The sequence below is a fragment of the Pararobbsia silviterrae genome (assembly GCF_003628125.1).
Taxonomy (GTDB): Bacteria; Pseudomonadota; Gammaproteobacteria; order Burkholderiales; family Burkholderiaceae; genus Pararobbsia; species Pararobbsia silviterrae.
Genome location: NZ_RBZU01000008.1, coordinates 173,907 through 190,011, shown reverse-complemented (window position 1 = coordinate 190,011; position 16,105 = coordinate 173,907). Strand labels below are relative to the sequence as shown.

Below are 16,105 nucleotides of genomic sequence, written 5' to 3'. Positions count from 1 at the left end.
CGCGAGGCTTGTACAATAACGCGCAAAACAGACTGCGTTCGCCGAGATGGAACCCTTGAAGAGTTTGCCGATCGCCGTCGATCTTCGTGATGAGCCGAGACGGTTCCGCACGTCCCACGCTCCGGCGGGATCCCGATGAAAGCCGCACGCGCCACGCTTGCCGATGTCGCGCGTCTCGCGGGCGTTTCGCTCGGCAGCGCTTCGCGCGCGCTGTCCGTGCCGGACCAGGTCAAACCGCAGACACTCGAAAGCGTCCAGCGCGCCGTCGAACAACTCGGCTATGTCCGAAACGGCGCGGCGCAGGCGCTCGCCTCGCGCAAGACGCGCACGATCGCGGCCCTCTATCCGACGCTGAACAACCCGATTTACGCGGACTCGATCCAGGCCCTGCAGCAGACGCTCTGGGCCCATGGATACCAATTGCTGATCGCGAGCCACGAATACAAGGCCGACCGCGAAATCGACGCCGCGCGCGCGATCGTCGAGCGCGGCGTCGACGGGCTCATTCTCGTCGGCACCGATCATCCGCCGGCCGTGCTCGACCTCGTTCACCAATATGCGTTGCCCTATGTGCTGACCTGGTCCGTCGACAACACGCACTATCCCCATTGCGTCGGCTTTTCGAATTTCGATGCGGCCTATCGTCTCGCCAAGCGCGTGGTCGAACACGGCCATACCGACATTGCGCTGTGCGGCGGCGCGATGGAAGGCAACGAGCGAGCACGCGCACGGGTCGCGGGAACACGTAAGGCGCTCGCCGAATCGGGCATCGCATTGCGTCCCGAATGGATGCTCGAAGTGCCGTTCTCGTTCGAAGGCGGACGTCATGCGCTGCGCACGCTGCTCGAACGCGGCGCGCGGCCGAGCGTCGTCATCTGCGGCACCGATCTGCAGGCGATCGGCGTGCTCGACGAATGCCGCACGCAAGGCATCGACGTGCCCGGCCAGTTATCGGTAACGGGCTTCGACGACATCGAGCTCGCGAACATCACGCATCCGCCATTGACCACGGTCCACGTGCCCTCGTTCGAAATCGGCGCGCGATCGGCGCGTCACGTGCTGGCGCTCGTCGAAGCGCGGCCCGCGCAAGACGAAATGGTCCTCGATGCGCCGGTCGTCATGCGCGACAGTCTCGGTCGTCTCTGATCCTCATTCGATGCGTGTCGTCGACGATCGATCGACTCCATACGTTACCGCGTTGATCACAGTTCCCTGAAGATCGAAGGCGCGCGATCGCGCGCCGCCCTCCCCTCCGATGCCCTGAACCCGCACTTCGAATGCGTTGCGAATCAACGCGTTGCGGTCGATACGCCACGCGTGTTTTTTTATACGGCTAACGTTTACTTTAACAACGTTAATTGCCGACTGACGCGAGGAATCCCGGATTTTTTTGCGAGTAAACACCTATAAAGCAATAGTAAAACTAACGATACGATGCGTGCATGCTTTACGAATATGGTGAGCACCGACCGATCGGCGCCCGCCCTTGCCCCGGTCGCGATATCCCGATCGCCGCCGGTCTCTTGCCCCGTCACCGGGCCATAACAAATACGGAACCATCATGGCGCGTCAAACCTGGAAGTCGGTCATCACGTTCACCCTCGTCGCCGCGAGCGTCGTCGCCTCGGGCGCCGCGTTCGCACAGGAAAAGATCAAGGTCGGCATTTCGATGAAGGTGCTCAACGCGCCGTATTTCTCGGCCGCCATGGAATCCGCGAAGCAGCGCGTCATCGAACTCGGCGGCGAACCGATCGTCGCCGACGCGCAGGGCAAGATGCAGAAGCAGATCTCCGACGTCGAAGACCTCGTCACGCGCGGCATCAAGGTGCTCGTCATCGATCCCGCCGATCCCGAAGGCCTCGTCGCATCGGTCAACGCCGCGACGGCCGCGGGCGTGAAGGTCGTGGTCATGGACGCGTCGCTCGATCAGAAGGCCAAGTACCTGACGCTCGTGCAGTCGTCGAACCGCGACAACGGCGCGCTCGTCGGCCAATGGCTCGTCGATCAGATGGGCGACAAGCCGCTGAAGATCGCGCTGATCTCGGGCGACAAGGGCAATCCGGTGGGCAAGGAACGTCGTGACGGCGTGCTCGAAGGGATCATGGAAACGCAGCTCGCGAAGACCGGCAAGATCAACGTCCAGGTCGTCGGCCAGGGCTGGGGCGGCTGGACCGACGAAGGCGGTCTGAAGGCCATGGAAGACCTGCTCGTCGCGAACAAGGACATCAACGTCGTGCTCGGCGAAAACGACAGCATGGTGCTCGGCGCACGGCGTGCGATCGAGAGCGCGAACCGTCAAGGCATCACGCTCATCGCGGCGGCCGACGGTCAGAAGGAAGCGCTTGCGCTGATCAAGGACGGCAAGTACGGCGCGACCGCGCTGAACAATCCGGCGCTCGTCGCGCGCACGGCCGTCGATATCGGCTTCAAGGCCGCGCAAGGCCAGGCGCAAACGCTGCCGAAGATCACGTACACGCCGCCGTCGGTCATCAACAAGAGCAACGTCGACCAGTTCTACAACCCGAAGGCGATTTTCTAAAGCGCACGGCACGCGGCTTCATGCCGCGTGCCTTCGCTTTTCACGCATGAAACGCCGTGGCGGCGCACCGATCCGTCGCGGCACACGAAGCAATCGAGGAGTTGAATCTTGAAGCAAGTCATTCCGTCCCTGGGTCTCGGGACTTTTCGCGTTGCGCCCGACGTCACGACGGCGTCGGTCAAGTCGGCGCTCGAACTCGGCTATCGGCACATCGATACGGCGACGCACTACGACAACGAAGCCGCCGTCGGCGCGGGCATTCGCGCGAGCGGTGTCGCGCGCGACGAAATCTGCCTGGTGACCAAGGTGTGGTTCGACTGTCTGCGCCATGACGAGGTGCTCGCCAGCCTCACGCAAAGTCATGCGCGGCTCGACGTCGGCACCATCGACGTCGCCCTGATCCATTGGCCTTCGCCCGATGGCGTGCCCGTGCGCGAAACGATCGGCGCGCTTCAGGAAGCCGTCGAGCGCGGCCTGATTCGTCACTACGGGGTGTCGAACTTCACGGCGCCGTTGCTCGAAGAGGCGATGTCGGTACCCGGCGGCGATGCGATCGTCACGAATCAGATCGAGGTCAATCCGTTCTTCGCGAATCGCGCCGATGTCGAAGCCACGCACGAACTCGGCGTCAAGGTCACGGCGTATATGCCGCTCGCCGAAGGGCGCGTGCATGACGATCCGACCATCCGGCGCATCGCGGACCATCACCGCGTGAGCCCCGCGCAGATCGCCTGCGCGTGGCTGCTCGCGCGCGGCATCATCGTGCTCACGGCGTCGCGCAGCCGCGACCATCAACGCGCGAATCTCAACGCGTTGAACGTCCAGCTCAGCGAAGCCGAACTCGCCGCGATCGATGCGCTCGATTGCGGCGCGCGTAATGCGAATCCGCCGTTCGCTCCGTGGAATTGGGCGCGCGTCTGAGCGCGCTGCTTCCTGTCGTGTCACACGGCCCGTGACGCCTTCGGATCACCGAGGGTCTCACGGGCCGCTTGTTTGAATGATGAGCCCACGTGACGACGCCACGTGACGACCCTGCATGACGATCACAGGGGGACGATCACAAGCGGCGCAACGACGTCGATTCACGAGACCGGATGTCGAGACCCAGCGCGTGCGCAAGCGCGGCGGCCGAATACACGACATGGGCCGACGCGTCGAACGACGCGGCATCCGTCCCGTCGGGCGCCCATGCGATCACGCGCATGCCCGCGGCGACGGCCGCCTGCACGCCGGTCGGACTGTCCTCGACCACGACGACCTCGCGCGCGTCGACGCCGAGCAGCCATGCGGCGCGCACATAGGGCTCGGGGTCCGGCTTGCCTCGGCGCACGTCGTTCACGCTGACGCTGACGAGTTGCGGATCCTCGATGCCGAGCGCGCGCAGATTCGCTTCGAGCAGCATGCGCGACGCATTGGACACGATAGCCTGACGCAGACCGGCTTCGCGCGCCGCGCCATACACGTCGAGTGCGCCCTCGCGCGGCACGAGCGATCGCGACGCGACGAGATAACAGCGCGCGCGAAAGCGCGCCCACTCCGCATAGTCGACGCGTATGCCGAAGCGCTCGCGGCACAGCGCATGCACCTCGCGTCCCGTCTTGCCGAGAATCAACGGATGCAAGGTCTCGTCCGCTTCGATGCCGTGATGCGCAAGCGCATCGATCAGCGAGCGCAGATGCAAGGGTTCGCTATCGGCAAGCGTGCCGTCCATATCCCAGAAGATAGCCCCGACATTCGTGAACGGAATCGATGTCATGAGGTCTGCGCGGCGAGCCGGTCGAGATCGTCGTAGAACTGCTGCGCGCTCACGTAGAGTCGTTCGAACAGCGGCATCATGCGGTCGTAGACGTCGCTCGCATAGGGATCGGGCTGCACCTCGCGTTCGAATCGAACGAATGCGTTGACCGCGTCGCCGAGCCGCGCGAATTGTCCCATCGCCGTGGCCGCAAGCACCGCACACCCGATGACGCCGCACTCGACTTCGGCCGGCACCAGGATCGGCGTGCGATACATGCTGGCCTTGATATCGAGCCAGAGCGCGGCCTTTGCGCCGCCGCTCGCGGCCACGAGGCGCTCGATGCGCGCGCCGTCGTCGATCAGCGCGATATGGCGGCGCACGCCGAACGCGACGCCTTCGAGCACCGCGCGATGCAGATGGCCGACGCCGTGCTGAGCCGTGATGCCGAAAAACTGCGCGCGCGAGTTCGTGTGTTCGCCGAGCCGTTCACCCGTCAAATAAGGCAGAAAAAACAATCCCGCCGAGCCGACCGGCGCGGTCGCCGCCTTCTGCGCGACCGCATCGTACGAGACCGCGTTCTCATGGAACGCGCGCCGCGCCCACCGCATGGCGTCGCCGCCCGAATCGAGCAGCATGAAGCGGCCCCAATGACCTTCGCAGGTCGCGAGATTCGAGACCTCGGGGTGCAGCATCGGCGTATCGGCGATCACGGTGATGATCGACGACGTCCCCGTGATATCCGACGCGAGCCCCGGCGCATAAACGCCCGAACCGAGCACCGAGACGGGATAATCCGCGCCGCCGACGAGCACCGGCGTCCCCTCGCGTAGCCCCGTCTCCGCCGCCGCGCGAGCGGTCACGCTGCCGAGCACGTCGAGCGGCGCGCGGATCTCGGGCAGTTTGCGGCCGTCGAGGTCGAGCAAGTCGAGCATCGCGTTCGACCACGACCGCGTGGCCGGATCCATCAGGAACGATGTCGATGCGTCGTTCCAGTCGCATGCGCGCGCGCCCGTGAGCCGGAAGTTCACATAGTCCTTCGGCATGAACACCGTCGTCGCGCGCGCATAAGCATCGGGATCGTGCTCGCGGATCCATTGAAGCTTGAAGCCGGGCCATGCCGGCGTCGCGGGATTCGCGGTCTTGTCGAGATACGACTCGGGCGCGTGCCGCGCGCGAAACGTCTCGACCTGCGCGAACGTGCGTTTGTCGTTCCAGAGCGGCGCCGTGTCGCGCGTCAGTCTGCCGTCGGCATCGACGAGGACCGTGCCGTGCATTTGACCGCATGCGCATATCGCGGCAATGCGCGCGGCCGCATCGGGGACGCGATCGAGCACCTCGCGAATCGCGGCGACCGCGCCGTCCCACCAGTCGGCCGGACGTTGCTCCGACCAGCCGTAACGCGGCACGATCTGCTCGTGCTCGCGCGCGGCGATCCCGCGAATCGCCCCCTTCGTATCGACGAGCGCGGCACGCACGCTGCCCGTGCCGACATCGATCGCCAGATAGTACGTCTCCATGTTTGTCATCGTTTTGCTTCGTTGCGAGGTAAGCGGAACACCGATGCTCCGAGCACGATGCCGCGTGCGAACGACGGCGTCAATCGGCACACGCCGTACCGGCGTGGTTCACATCGTCGACGTCATCCATGTCGTGTTCGACGGCGGCGACGCGCGGTCAGCGCGACGCCCCGGCCCGCACGGCACGCCATGCGACCTGTGTCTGCGCGCGATACAGATGCAGCGCGCCGCGTTCGGCGGCGATGCGATCGTCGATGATCTCGGGCTCGACGGTATTGAAATCGAACAGTCCGTAGTGGTGCGCGATCATATTGGGCACCCGCGCATCGCGCGCGAGCGAAACGGCCTCGTCGAGCGTGAAATTGCCCGGCACGCCGTTTCCGCTGCGCGCTGCGTCGCGGCCGTTGACGGGCAGCAACGCGATATCGGGCCGCCGCGCCGCGACCGCCTCGGCAAGCGCCGGATAAGGAATCCCGTCGCCCGAGTGATAGATCCGTACGCCGCCCGTTTCGATCACATAGCCGAGCCACGGATAACGGCCTTGCGCATCGCAGTCGAGCGTTTCATGGGCCGACGCGATCGGCGACACGACACAGCCGTCGATCACCTCGACGCATTCGCCCGCATTGACCGCGACGAGACGATCGATGCCCACGCCGCATCGCGCGATCGCCTCGTCGATCGTCGCGGCGGGCACGACGAACCGCAGCGCGGGAAAACGCTCGGCAAGCGGCTGCAAGGTGCCCGGGTCCATGTGGTCGGTATGTCGATGCGTGCACAACACGAGATCGAGACGATCGAGATCCCGCGGCGCGAGCGGCGCGCCCATCATGCGTGTGTGCGGATAGTGCGTGCCGCGATACTTGTGCGCGAGCGTATCGGACAGATACGGGTCCACGAGCATGCGCAGCGGGCCGCTGTCGATCACGAAGCCCGCTTGTCCGAGCCAGTAGAGCCGGACCGCGCCGGTACTCGCGTCGGTGCCCACATCGGCATCCGCGTCCGTACCCGCGTCAGCTTCCACGCGTGCGGACCGGCGCGCGAGCCGTGTCGCGAGGGGTTCGTCGAACGACTCGACATCGAGCCGCACGCCGACGCCCTCGCTCGATTCGGAGGCCACGGTCGCCATGATCACCAGCAGACGTAGCCGCCGTCGACGAGCACGATCGAGCCCGTCATGAGGCTCGCGGCGTCGCTCGCGAGAAACAGCGCGACCGAGGCGACCTCATCGACCCGGCCCAGCCGGTTCATCGGCGTTCCGCCGACCCAGTGCCGGTACATCTCGGCATTCTCGTAGACGTAACGGTTCATCTCGGTGTCGATATAGGTCGGCGCGACGGCGTTGACGCGCACGCCGCGCGCGCCCCACTCGGCCGCGAGCGAGCGCGTCAGGTGATGAACGCCGGCCTTCGACGCGTTGTAGTTGGCCTGCTCCTGCGGGCGGTTGACGATCAATCCCGACATCGAGCCGACATTGACGATGCTGCCCGCACCGCGCTCGAGCATTCCCTTGCCGAACGCACGGCATGCCCAAAACACGCCGTTGAGGTTCACATCGACGACCTTGTTCCAAACTTCGTCGGACATCGTCTCGGCCGGATGATTCGAGATCGCGATGCCCGCGTTATTGACGAGCACGTCGACGCGCCCATGCCGCGCGACGACCGCATCATTGACGCGTTGCGCGGCGCTCGAATCGGTGACGTCGAGCAATGCCCCCTCGACGCGCGCACCGCTCGCCGCGAGCTTCGCCACGGCTTCGTCGAGCCACGTCTGATTCATATCGGTCAGCACGACGCGCGCGCCGGCCTCGGCGAGCGCCTCGGCGATCGCATATCCGATGCCGCGCGCCGCGCCCGTGACCACGGCGACCTTGTTGTCGAGCCTGAAACGTTCTAGATACATCGCTGCGTCCTTCAGTCGTAAGGGGTTCGGGTCGACGTCAAGCGTTCGTACGCGCCGGCGCGGGTTTGCCCGCCTCGGCGGCGATCTCGCAGATCCGGTCGAAGGCCGCGCCGCGCGACGGAATATCGACGTGGAACACCTCGGCGATCACGCGCGTCCAGCCATAGATGAAATAGGTCCAGCCGTCTTCGATCTGCAAACGCCGCGCGGCCTGCTGCACGCGCGCCTGATCGAGGAACACGAGGTCGCCGCGATAGTTGAGATCCCAGACGATCGCCTTTTCGGGGAACACGGCCGCATCGCTGAGCGGCGAACCCGGCGCGTCCTTGCCGAGACCCGTCGCATTGATCACGACCGCGCCCGGCGACAGGCGCGCGAGCACCGCGTCGTTGTCTTCCGCGCGCGGCGCGATCACATATTCACACGGCACGCCGAGATCGAGCTCGCGATGAATGCGCTCGATTTCCTCGAGACGCGCGGCCGACCGATTCGACACGATGATCTTCGACGGACGGTTCGCACCGCGGCTTTTCTGCATCAGATGCCACGACAATGCGATCGTCGAGCCGCCCGCGCCCATCGAGAACACTTCGGCGCCCGTGCGCGCGAAATGATCGTCGGGTAGAAAGCCGTCGAGCGCGAGTCCCGATGTGATCGGGTCCTTTGCATGGCAGACGAACTTGCCCTGATCCTTCGACAGGCAACTCGTTTCGCCCATCACGCGCGCATGCGAGTCGATGACGTCGAACAGATCGCGGCACGCGCCGTACAGATCGATCTTGTGGGTGGTCACGAGCGCGCCGAGCGACAACGGGTCGTCGCGCAGGAATCGCACGACTTCGCGATAGTCTTCAGCGGGCGAATGCGGCTTGAAGTCGATGCCCTTGATCTCGACGTCGCCAAGACCGAGATGCCGCGCCCATGCCGGAAAGACGCGCATGATCGAGCTTTGCGCGGTGGTCACGCCGATGAAGTAGAACGTGGGGCGCTGAGCCGCCGCGTAGCGTGTGCCATGCGTGGAATGCGTGTTCTGCGTCATGGTGCGACACCCTCCACCCGCCCGGCCGAAGCGAGCAACGCGTCGACATCCGCGCGCGAGCGCGCGATATACGCCGGGTTTTCAACGCTGCGCCATCCGCCGTTGCCGTCGTCGAGGATCCGCAGTTTCATGCCGTTCGACTTCTCGATGATCGCGTAGTCCTGCCCCGAGTCCGCGGGATAACAGAACAGCATCACGAAGTCGCCGTTGCCGAGATTGACCGAGCGATGGATCCAGCGCGGCGGCACATAGCAGACCGTATTCGCGCGGATCTCGACGATGCGCGTCTCGCCGTCGGGCGCTTCCATGACCATCAGCCCGTTGCCCTTGAGCCCGAAATAGAGCTCCGGCCGGTCGATGTTCGCGTGGATATGGCCGCGCGTCATGAAGTATTCGTCGCCGATCTTGCCCGGGCTCATCCGCGTCACGCCCGTGATCAGATCGCCGGGCGCGCTGCTCGGCCGATGATCCGTCACGTCGTAGACCACGTCCTGGCCCGACGTTGCCACGCGCGCGCGAAACGCAGTGCTGTCCGCATAGAGGCCGTCGAGATCCTCGAGACGCTTTTGATAACGGGTCTGCGTGCCGGTCATGAGCCCGGTTCCGAGGTCCACGTCGAACGAGCAGGGTTCAGGCCATTTCATGAAACTTGATCTCCGGTTTCGATTGAATGGACCGATACTAACGTTAACTTAGATAACGTTCTAGTCGATTGACTCGCAGTCATTGTGCGGGTTTTCACGGGGATAGCTCGAATACATCTCACAACAATGATAGTGTTACTATCGTTTTAGAGATACACACTAACGATAGCGGCTGAGCCGTGTCATGCGTCGCACCGCATCGCGGACGCATTGCCGCGGACATCGAGCAAGATCTGGAGACGAATCATGCAGGACACATTCACGCACGCGGTCGTGCGGGCGTTGCGCGAGTCGCTCGGCGCCGACGTGGTCGCGCTGCCTGCCGAGTTCGAGGGTCGGAAGCACGCGGACTGGAGCCGTACGCCGAGCGCCGACCCGATCGCGCTCGTGCGCCCGCGCACGACCGAGCACGTCGCGACGGCGCTGCGCATCTGTGATGAACACAACCAGCCCGTCGTCGCGCAAGGCGGCCTGACCGGCCTTGCGGGTGGCGCATGCATGCTCGGCGGCGAAGTCGCGCTGAGCCTCGAACGCATGACCGGCATCGAAGAACTCGACACGGTCAGCGCCACGATGACCGTGCGCGCGGGGACGCCGCTGCAGATCGTGCAGGAAGCCGCCGACGCGGCCGGATTCATGTTTCCGCTCGATCTCGGCGCGCGCGGCAGCGCGACGATCGGCGGCAATCTCGCGACGAACGCGGGCGGCAATCGCGTGATCAAGTACGGCATGATGCGCGACCAGGTCCTCGACGTCGAAGCCGTGCTCGCCGACGGCAGCGTGGTCGGCGGGCTGCGCAAGATGATCAAGAACAACACGGGCTACGACCTGCGCGACTTGCTGATCGGCAGCGAAGGCACGCTCGCGATCATCACGCGCGTCGTGCTGCGTCTGCGCCCGAAGCCGCGCGTCGTGTCGACGGCATGGTGCGGCGTCGGCCGCTACGAAGACGTGACGACGCTGCTTCATGAAGCCCAGGCCCGTCTGCCGGCAGGCGTGTCCGCGTTCGAAGTCATGTGGCCCGGCTATTACGACTTCGTGCTCGAACGCCTGCCCGAATTGCGCGCGCCGCTCGAAGACCGGCATGCGTTCTACGTGCTGCTCGAAAGCAGCGGCGCCGACCCCGAAAGCCAGAACGAGGCGTTCGAAAACTTCCTCGCCGAGATGCTCGAACGCGGCGTGCTCGTCGACGCGGCGCTCGCCGCATCCGATGCCGACGCGGCCGCGTTCTGGGCGATCCGCGACGCGCCCGGCGAATATCCGCGCCTGATCCCCGGACGCGTGTCGTTCGACGTCAGCTTCTCGATCGCGGACGTCGGCGAGGCCGCGATACGCTGCGAGGCCAAGCTGCGCGAACGCTGGCCCAACGCGACGATTCTCGTCTATGGCCATCTCGGCGACGGCAATCTGCACATCGTGGTCCAGGAGCCCGATTGGGCGCCCACGGTCGCGCCCGAGGTCCAGCGCGTCGTCTATGACGTGACCGCCGAAATGGGCGGCTCGGTCTCGGCCGAGCACGGCATCGGACTCAAGAAGCTCAAGGTGCTCGCGCTGTCGCGCTCCGCGACGGAACTCGCGGCCATGCGCGCCATCAAGAACGCGCTCGATCCGAAGCACCTCTTGAACCCGGGCAAGGTGCTGAGCCGATGAGCCGCGCGCTGCCGATCCGTTCCATCTCCCCGTGCGGCGCCGCTCGCTGCGCCACGGGAACCATGAAGCCTGCGCGCGCCTGCGTGCGCGCGACGGCTCGGGAGACGATTCAATGAATCCGTTCATCGCGCTCGCGGGTATCAGCAAGCGCTTCGGTGGCGTCCATGCGATCGAGGGGATCGACTTCGACGTATTCGCCGGCGAAGTCCACGCGCTCGTCGGTGAAAACGGCGCGGGCAAATCGACGCTGATGCGTGTGATCGGCGGCGGTCATCAGCCTGACGAAGGCACGATCCATATCGAAGGCCGCGACATCGTGTTCCGCAACCCGCATGCGTCGCTCGCCGAAGGCATCGCGGTGATCCACCAGGAAACCGCACTCGCGCCCGACTTGTCGGTCGCCGAGAACGTCTTCCTCGGCGCGATGCCGCCGGTGCTCGACTGGAGCGCGCTGCGCAAGAAGGCGCAGGCGCTGATATCGAGCCTCGGCTTCGATATCGATCCGGCCGCGCTCGTCGAAACGTTGTCGGCCGCGCAGTGCCAGGTCGTCGAAATCGCCAAGGCGTTGAGCGGTTCGCTCAAGCTGCTTGTCCTCGACGAACCGACCGCGGCGCTCGCGCCGTCCGATGCCTACCGGTTGCTCGATATCGTGCGCGGTCTGCGCGCGCGCGGCGTCGGCATCGTCTATATCTCGCACCGGCTCGAAGAAGTCTTCGCGATCGCCGACCGCATCACGGTGCTCAAGGACGGCAAGCAGGTCGACACGGTCAAGCCGACGGACATCACGCGCGACGATCTCATTCGAAAGATGGTCGGACGTCCGCTGTCCGTGCTGTTTCCCGAGCGTCGTGCGAAGGTCGGCGAGGTCGTGCTCAAGGTCGACAATCTGTCGCGCGGCCGTGACGTGCAGAACGTATCGCTGAGCCTGCGGGCCGGTGAAGTCGTCGGCCTCGGCGGACTCATCGGTTCGGGACGCACCGAAGTCGCGCGGCTTATCTTCGGCGCCGATCAACGCGACAGCGGCACGATCGCGCTGCGCGACAAGGTCCTCAATCTCCGCTCTCCGATCGGCGCGGTTCGCGCGGGCATCGGATTCGTACCCGAGGATCGCAAGGGCCAGGGCGCCGTGCTGTCGATGCCGATTCGCGTCAATGCGACGCTCGCGGCACTGAAGTCCGTCACGGGGCCGTTCGGCTTTCTCGCGTTCCGGCGCGAACGCGCCTATGTCACGCGGCTCATGGAGTCGCTGCGCATCAAGGCGCGTTCGATGGACGCCGACGTCTCGACGCTCTCGGGCGGCAACCAGCAAAAGGTCGTGCTCGCCAAGTGGTTTCACGCCGACGGCGAACTGATCATCCTCGACGAACCGACGCGCGGCGTCGACGTCGGCGCGAAGGTCGAGATCTACACGCTGATCAATCAGCTTGCCGAACGCGGCAAGGCCGTGCTCGTGATTTCGTCGGATCACCAGGAACTCATGGGGCTATGCGATCGCATTCTCGTCATGGGCGAAGGTCGCATCCGAGGCCAGCTCGAACCCGATGACTACAGCGAAGAGCGGATCCTGTCGCTCTCCCTGCAACGCGATGCGGACGAAGCCTCGACGCGCGCGCACTGATATCCCCGGAGCCATCCACTATGAACCCCACCGCTGTCTCACAGGACTCCAACCGGTCCGCCAAACATCGCGCGGCCGCGCATCCGTGGTGGACGCTCGCACGGCGCTTCAACACCGTCGCGATCTTCATCGTATTGATCATCGCGGCATCGTTCGTCTCGTCGGACTTCCTGACCGTACCCAATATCGCGAACATTTCGCGGCAGGTGGCCGGCTACGGCGTCATGGCCGTCGGCATGCTGCTCGTCGTGCTGACCGGCGGCATCGATCTGTCCGTCGGCTCGGTGGCCGCGCTCGGCAGCGTGCTGTCGGCCATGCTGATCCCCGACCACGGCATCCTGTTCGCGCTGATCGCGGCCTTGCTCGTCGGCGCGCTGTGCGGCCTCGTCTCCGGCGTGCTCGTCGCCTTCTTCCGGCTCACGCCGTTCGTCGTCACGCTTGCGATGATGACCGTCGCGCGCGGCATCGCGATGATCGTCTCCAACGGCTCGCCGATTCTCGTCGACGATCCGGGCCAGGCCCTGCTCGATTTCGGACGCCATGCGTATTTCGGCATTCCGGGGCCGACGCTCGTCATGCTGATCGTTTTCGCGCTCGGCGGCATCGCGTTGAATCGCATGCGCGCGGGCCGCATCGTGCGCGCGATCGGCTCGAACGAAGAAGCCGTGCGGCTGTCGGGCGTGCCCGTCGCGCGTCACATTCTGGGCACCTACGTCGCATCGGGCCTGCTGGCCTCGCTGGCCGGCATCATTTCGACGTCGCGCGCCGCGGTGGGCGCGCCGACGGTCGGCGTCGGCGACGAGCTCACGGTCATCGCCGCCGTCGTGATCGGCGGCGCGAGTCTGGCCGGCGGCAAGGGCGGCGCGCTCAACACGCTGATGGGCGTGCTGATTCTCGGCGTCATCGGCAACATCATGAATCTGGCCAGCGTGCCCGGGTATCACCAGCAAGTCGTGATGGGCGTCATCATCGTGGCGGCCGTTTTGTCACAGCGCGGCGCACGCTTCTGGCGCCGCTGACCGGGGGCGCGAGCGGTTCCGATACACTATTCCGTCTTGAGCACCATGGGCTCGGGCGCGTGAAAGCGCGCCCGGCGCATTCCAACGAAGGAACCGGGCGTGTCCGACTACAACGTTCTCGAACTGATTGACCGCGCGCGGCCGACGCTGCGGCGCGGCAGCCGGCAGGTCGCCGAGTACATCCTCGCGCATCTCGACACGATCGCCGATATCAGCCTCGCCGAGCTCGCGCGGCTCGCCCAGGTCAGCGAACCGACCGTCCTGCGCTTTTGCGCGTCGATCGGATGCAATGGTTTTCGGGACTTCAAGATCCGCGTCGTGCAGAGTCTCGCACTCGGCGCGCCGTCCGCGCACTCGGTGCTCGCCAACGACGACACGCCCGAAACGATCGCGACGAAGATCTTCGACTACACGATCACGAGCCTCGACTGGGCACGCAAGAAACTCGATTTCGTGGCCATCGCCAAGGCCGTCGAATTGCTGGCCCGCGCGAATCGCATCGACTTCTTCGGGTTCGGCGCGTCGGGCATCGTCGCCCAGGACGCCCAGCAGAAATTTCCCTTATTCGGCGTGCCGTGCGTCGCGCACCAGGATTCCCATCAGCAATTCATCGCCGCATCGATGTTGAAGCCCGGCGACGCGGTCGTCGCGATCTCGAACACAGGCACGACACGCGGTTTGATCGAAATGGCGCGCACCGCGAAGGAACGCGGCGCGAGCGTCGTCGTGATCACGGGCTCGCAAAGCCCGATCACGCGCTATGCGGACGTGTCCGTCATCGCCGAGACGCTTGAGAACACCGATGTCTATACGCCGACGACCTCGCGTCTGGCCGCGCTCGTCATCATCGACATTCTGTCGACGAGCGTCGCGCTGCGCCGGGGCGAAAACCACACGCGCGACGTCGTGCACATGAAAAAACGCCTGTCGGACCTTCGTTCGACAGGCGTGATCTGATGTCGCTTGAATCGGGCTTGATTCCGAATACGCCCTGAAACGGGCAGCGGCACGCTGCCCGCCCAGGCTTATCGCGTCGGATGATCGAGCGACATATCGCCCGACGACGCGCCGGCCGGTCCGCGCGCGAACAGCGTGACCACGACCGCGGCGATCGCCGCCCCCGCAAGCACGGCCATGCCGACCGAGTGACCCGAGGTCGTCGAACGCAGATACCCGAGCAGATAAGGCCCCGCGAATCCGCCGAGATTGCCGATCGAGTTCACGAGCGCGATCCCCGCGGCGGCGGCCGTCCCGCTCAGGAACGCCGTGGGCAAGGCCCAGAACGCCGGCAATGCGCAGTAACCGCCGATGGCCGCGATCACGAGTCCGGCGAAGATCGGCACGAACGTCGACGACGATGCGGCGATGATGAGGCCCACCGCGATGATCGCGCAGGCAAGCGCGAGATCGAGACGATACTTGCCGCGCTTGTCGACGATGCGTCCCCAGACGAGCATGCAGAGCGCGCCCACCGTGAACGGCACCGCGTTGACGAAGCCGATCGAATGCTCGTCGACGAGCGTCTTGAGGATCTGCGGCTGCCAGAGCACGAGACCGTTGTTCGCCGTGACGATCGCGAAGTAGATAAAGCCGAGGATCAGCACGTGCGGATTCGTCAGCGCCTGGAACACGCTCATCTTGTGACGCGCCGAACGCTCGGCCGCTTCCGCCGCGATGGTCTGGTCAAGCCAGTCGCGCTCGTCGTTCGCGAGCCACGTCGCTTGCTTCGGCGAGTCGATCAGATAACGCAGCGTGATCACGCCGAGCACGACCGAAGGCAGCCCTTCGACGACGAACAGCCATTGCCAGCCGGCGATATTGAACACGCCGTCGAGGCGCAGCACGTAGCTCGACACGACCGAGCCGAGCGCCGTCGAGATCGGATTCGCCAGCATGAACATCGCGACGACCCGTGCGCGATAGCGCGCGGGAAACCACGTCGTCAGAAACAGAATCACGCCGGGGAAAAAGCCGGCTTCGGCCGCGCCGAGCACGAAGCGCACGACCATGAAGCTCGTCGCGCCGCTCACGAGCGCACCGCAGGCCGACACGACGCCCCAGGTCATCATGATCCGGGCCAGCCAGATCCGCGCCCCGAACTTCGAGAGCGCCACGGTGCTCGGCACTTCGAACAGGAAGTAGCTGAGAAAGAAAATGCCCGCGCCCCAGCCGAACGTGTAGGCGGTCAGGCCGATGGCCTTGTTCATCGTGAGCGCGGCGAAGCCGACGTTGACGCGATCAAGGAAGGCGAAGAAATAGAGCAGGATCAGAAACGGCAGCAAGCGGCGCATGACCTTGCGCATCGTGCGTTGTTCCAGCGTGTTTTCAATGTTCATCGTGTCTCCTGACGATGCGGTGGCTGATCCACCTGTTCTTGTCCAACGATGACCGCTACACCGCATGACGCGGTGAGCGGTACGGTCCACAACGTTCACC

At 65.2% G+C, this 16,105-nt stretch carries 14 protein-coding genes; 7 read left to right on the top strand and 7 right to left on the bottom strand.

Annotated features, from left to right (window positions below):
• The first annotated feature begins 135 nt into the window (after positions 1-135).
• The 3 genes from D7S86_RS18200 to D7S86_RS18190 all read left to right on the top strand — a co-directional run bounded on the left by D7S86_RS18200 (position 136) and on the right by D7S86_RS18190 (position 3,460).
• The gene (locus tag D7S86_RS18200) at positions 136-1,146 is read left to right on the top strand and encodes a LacI family DNA-binding transcriptional regulator (protein ID WP_121088285.1); all 1,011 of its coding nucleotides are present in this window, start codon (positions 136-138) and stop codon (positions 1,144-1,146) included.
• A 415-nt stretch (positions 1,147-1,561) separates the two neighbouring features.
• Positions 1,562-2,539 carry a sugar ABC transporter substrate-binding protein gene (locus tag D7S86_RS18195; RefSeq protein ID WP_121088284.1) on the top strand — a complete coding sequence of 326 codons (978 nt, stop codon included), beginning with the start codon at positions 1,562-1,564 and terminating at the stop codon, positions 2,537-2,539.
• Between the two features lie 108 nt (positions 2,540-2,647).
• Complete coding sequence (locus D7S86_RS18190) at positions 2,648-3,460, top strand: aldo/keto reductase (RefSeq protein ID WP_121088283.1); 813 nt, start codon at positions 2,648-2,650, stop codon at positions 3,458-3,460.
• 136 nt (positions 3,461-3,596) lie between these two features.
• Here the strand turns inward: D7S86_RS18190 and D7S86_RS18185 are convergent, their stop codons facing one another.
• From D7S86_RS18185 to D7S86_RS18160, 6 genes are all read right to left on the bottom strand, one after another.
• A complete protein-coding gene (locus D7S86_RS18185; protein ID WP_121088282.1) occupies positions 3,597-4,295 on the bottom strand; it encodes an HAD family hydrolase in 699 nt (232 codons plus the stop codon).
• Entirely contained in the window at positions 4,292-5,794 is a 1,503-nt protein-coding gene (locus D7S86_RS18180; protein WP_121088281.1) for a xylulokinase, read from the bottom strand. Before D7S86_RS18180 ends, D7S86_RS18185 begins: the two co-directional genes overlap by 4 nt.
• 157 nt (positions 5,795-5,951) lie before the next feature.
• Positions 5,952-6,923, bottom strand: coding sequence for an MBL fold metallo-hydrolase (locus D7S86_RS18175; protein ID WP_121088280.1), 972 nt, complete (start codon positions 6,921-6,923; stop codon positions 5,952-5,954).
• A 2-nt stretch (positions 6,924-6,925) separates the two neighbouring features.
• Entirely contained in the window at positions 6,926-7,699 is a 774-nt protein-coding gene (locus D7S86_RS18170) for an SDR family NAD(P)-dependent oxidoreductase (protein ID WP_121088279.1), read from the bottom strand.
• A gap of 37 nt (positions 7,700-7,736) precedes the next feature.
• Positions 7,737-8,738, bottom strand: coding sequence for a shikimate dehydrogenase family protein (locus D7S86_RS18165; protein ID WP_121088278.1), 1,002 nt, complete (start codon positions 8,736-8,738; stop codon positions 7,737-7,739).
• Positions 8,735-9,382 (bottom strand): glucose-6-phosphate isomerase, encoded by a 648-nt coding sequence (locus D7S86_RS18160; protein WP_121088277.1) that lies wholly within the window; start codon positions 9,380-9,382, stop codon positions 8,735-8,737. Before D7S86_RS18160 ends, D7S86_RS18165 begins: the two co-directional genes overlap by 4 nt.
• A 246-nt stretch (positions 9,383-9,628) precedes the next feature.
• Between D7S86_RS18160 and D7S86_RS18155 the strand changes: the two genes are divergently transcribed.
• The 4 genes from D7S86_RS18155 (at position 9,629) to D7S86_RS18140 (ending at position 14,626) form a co-directional block, all read left to right on the top strand.
• The gene (locus tag D7S86_RS18155; protein ID WP_121088276.1) at positions 9,629-11,032 is read left to right on the top strand and encodes an FAD-binding oxidoreductase; all 1,404 of its coding nucleotides are present in this window, start codon (positions 9,629-9,631) and stop codon (positions 11,030-11,032) included.
• Between the two features lie 112 nt (positions 11,033-11,144).
• Positions 11,145-12,650, top strand: coding sequence for a sugar ABC transporter ATP-binding protein (locus D7S86_RS18150; RefSeq protein ID WP_121088275.1), 1,506 nt, complete (start codon positions 11,145-11,147; stop codon positions 12,648-12,650).
• A 20-nt stretch (positions 12,651-12,670) separates the two neighbouring features.
• On the top strand, positions 12,671-13,669 hold the full coding sequence (locus D7S86_RS18145; protein ID WP_121088274.1) for an ABC transporter permease: 999 nt from the start codon (positions 12,671-12,673) through the stop codon (positions 13,667-13,669).
• Positions 13,670-13,768: 99 nt separating this feature from the next.
• Positions 13,769-14,626 carry an SIS domain-containing protein gene (locus D7S86_RS18140; RefSeq protein WP_121088273.1) on the top strand — a complete coding sequence of 286 codons (858 nt, stop codon included), beginning with the start codon at positions 13,769-13,771 and terminating at the stop codon, positions 14,624-14,626.
• 68 nt (positions 14,627-14,694) lie between these two features.
• Here D7S86_RS18140 and D7S86_RS18135 read toward each other — a convergent pair whose 3' ends face one another.
• A complete protein-coding gene (locus tag D7S86_RS18135; RefSeq protein WP_240648260.1) occupies positions 14,695-16,005 on the bottom strand; it encodes an MFS transporter in 1,311 nt (436 codons plus the stop codon).
• Positions 16,006-16,105 lie beyond the last annotated feature (100 nt).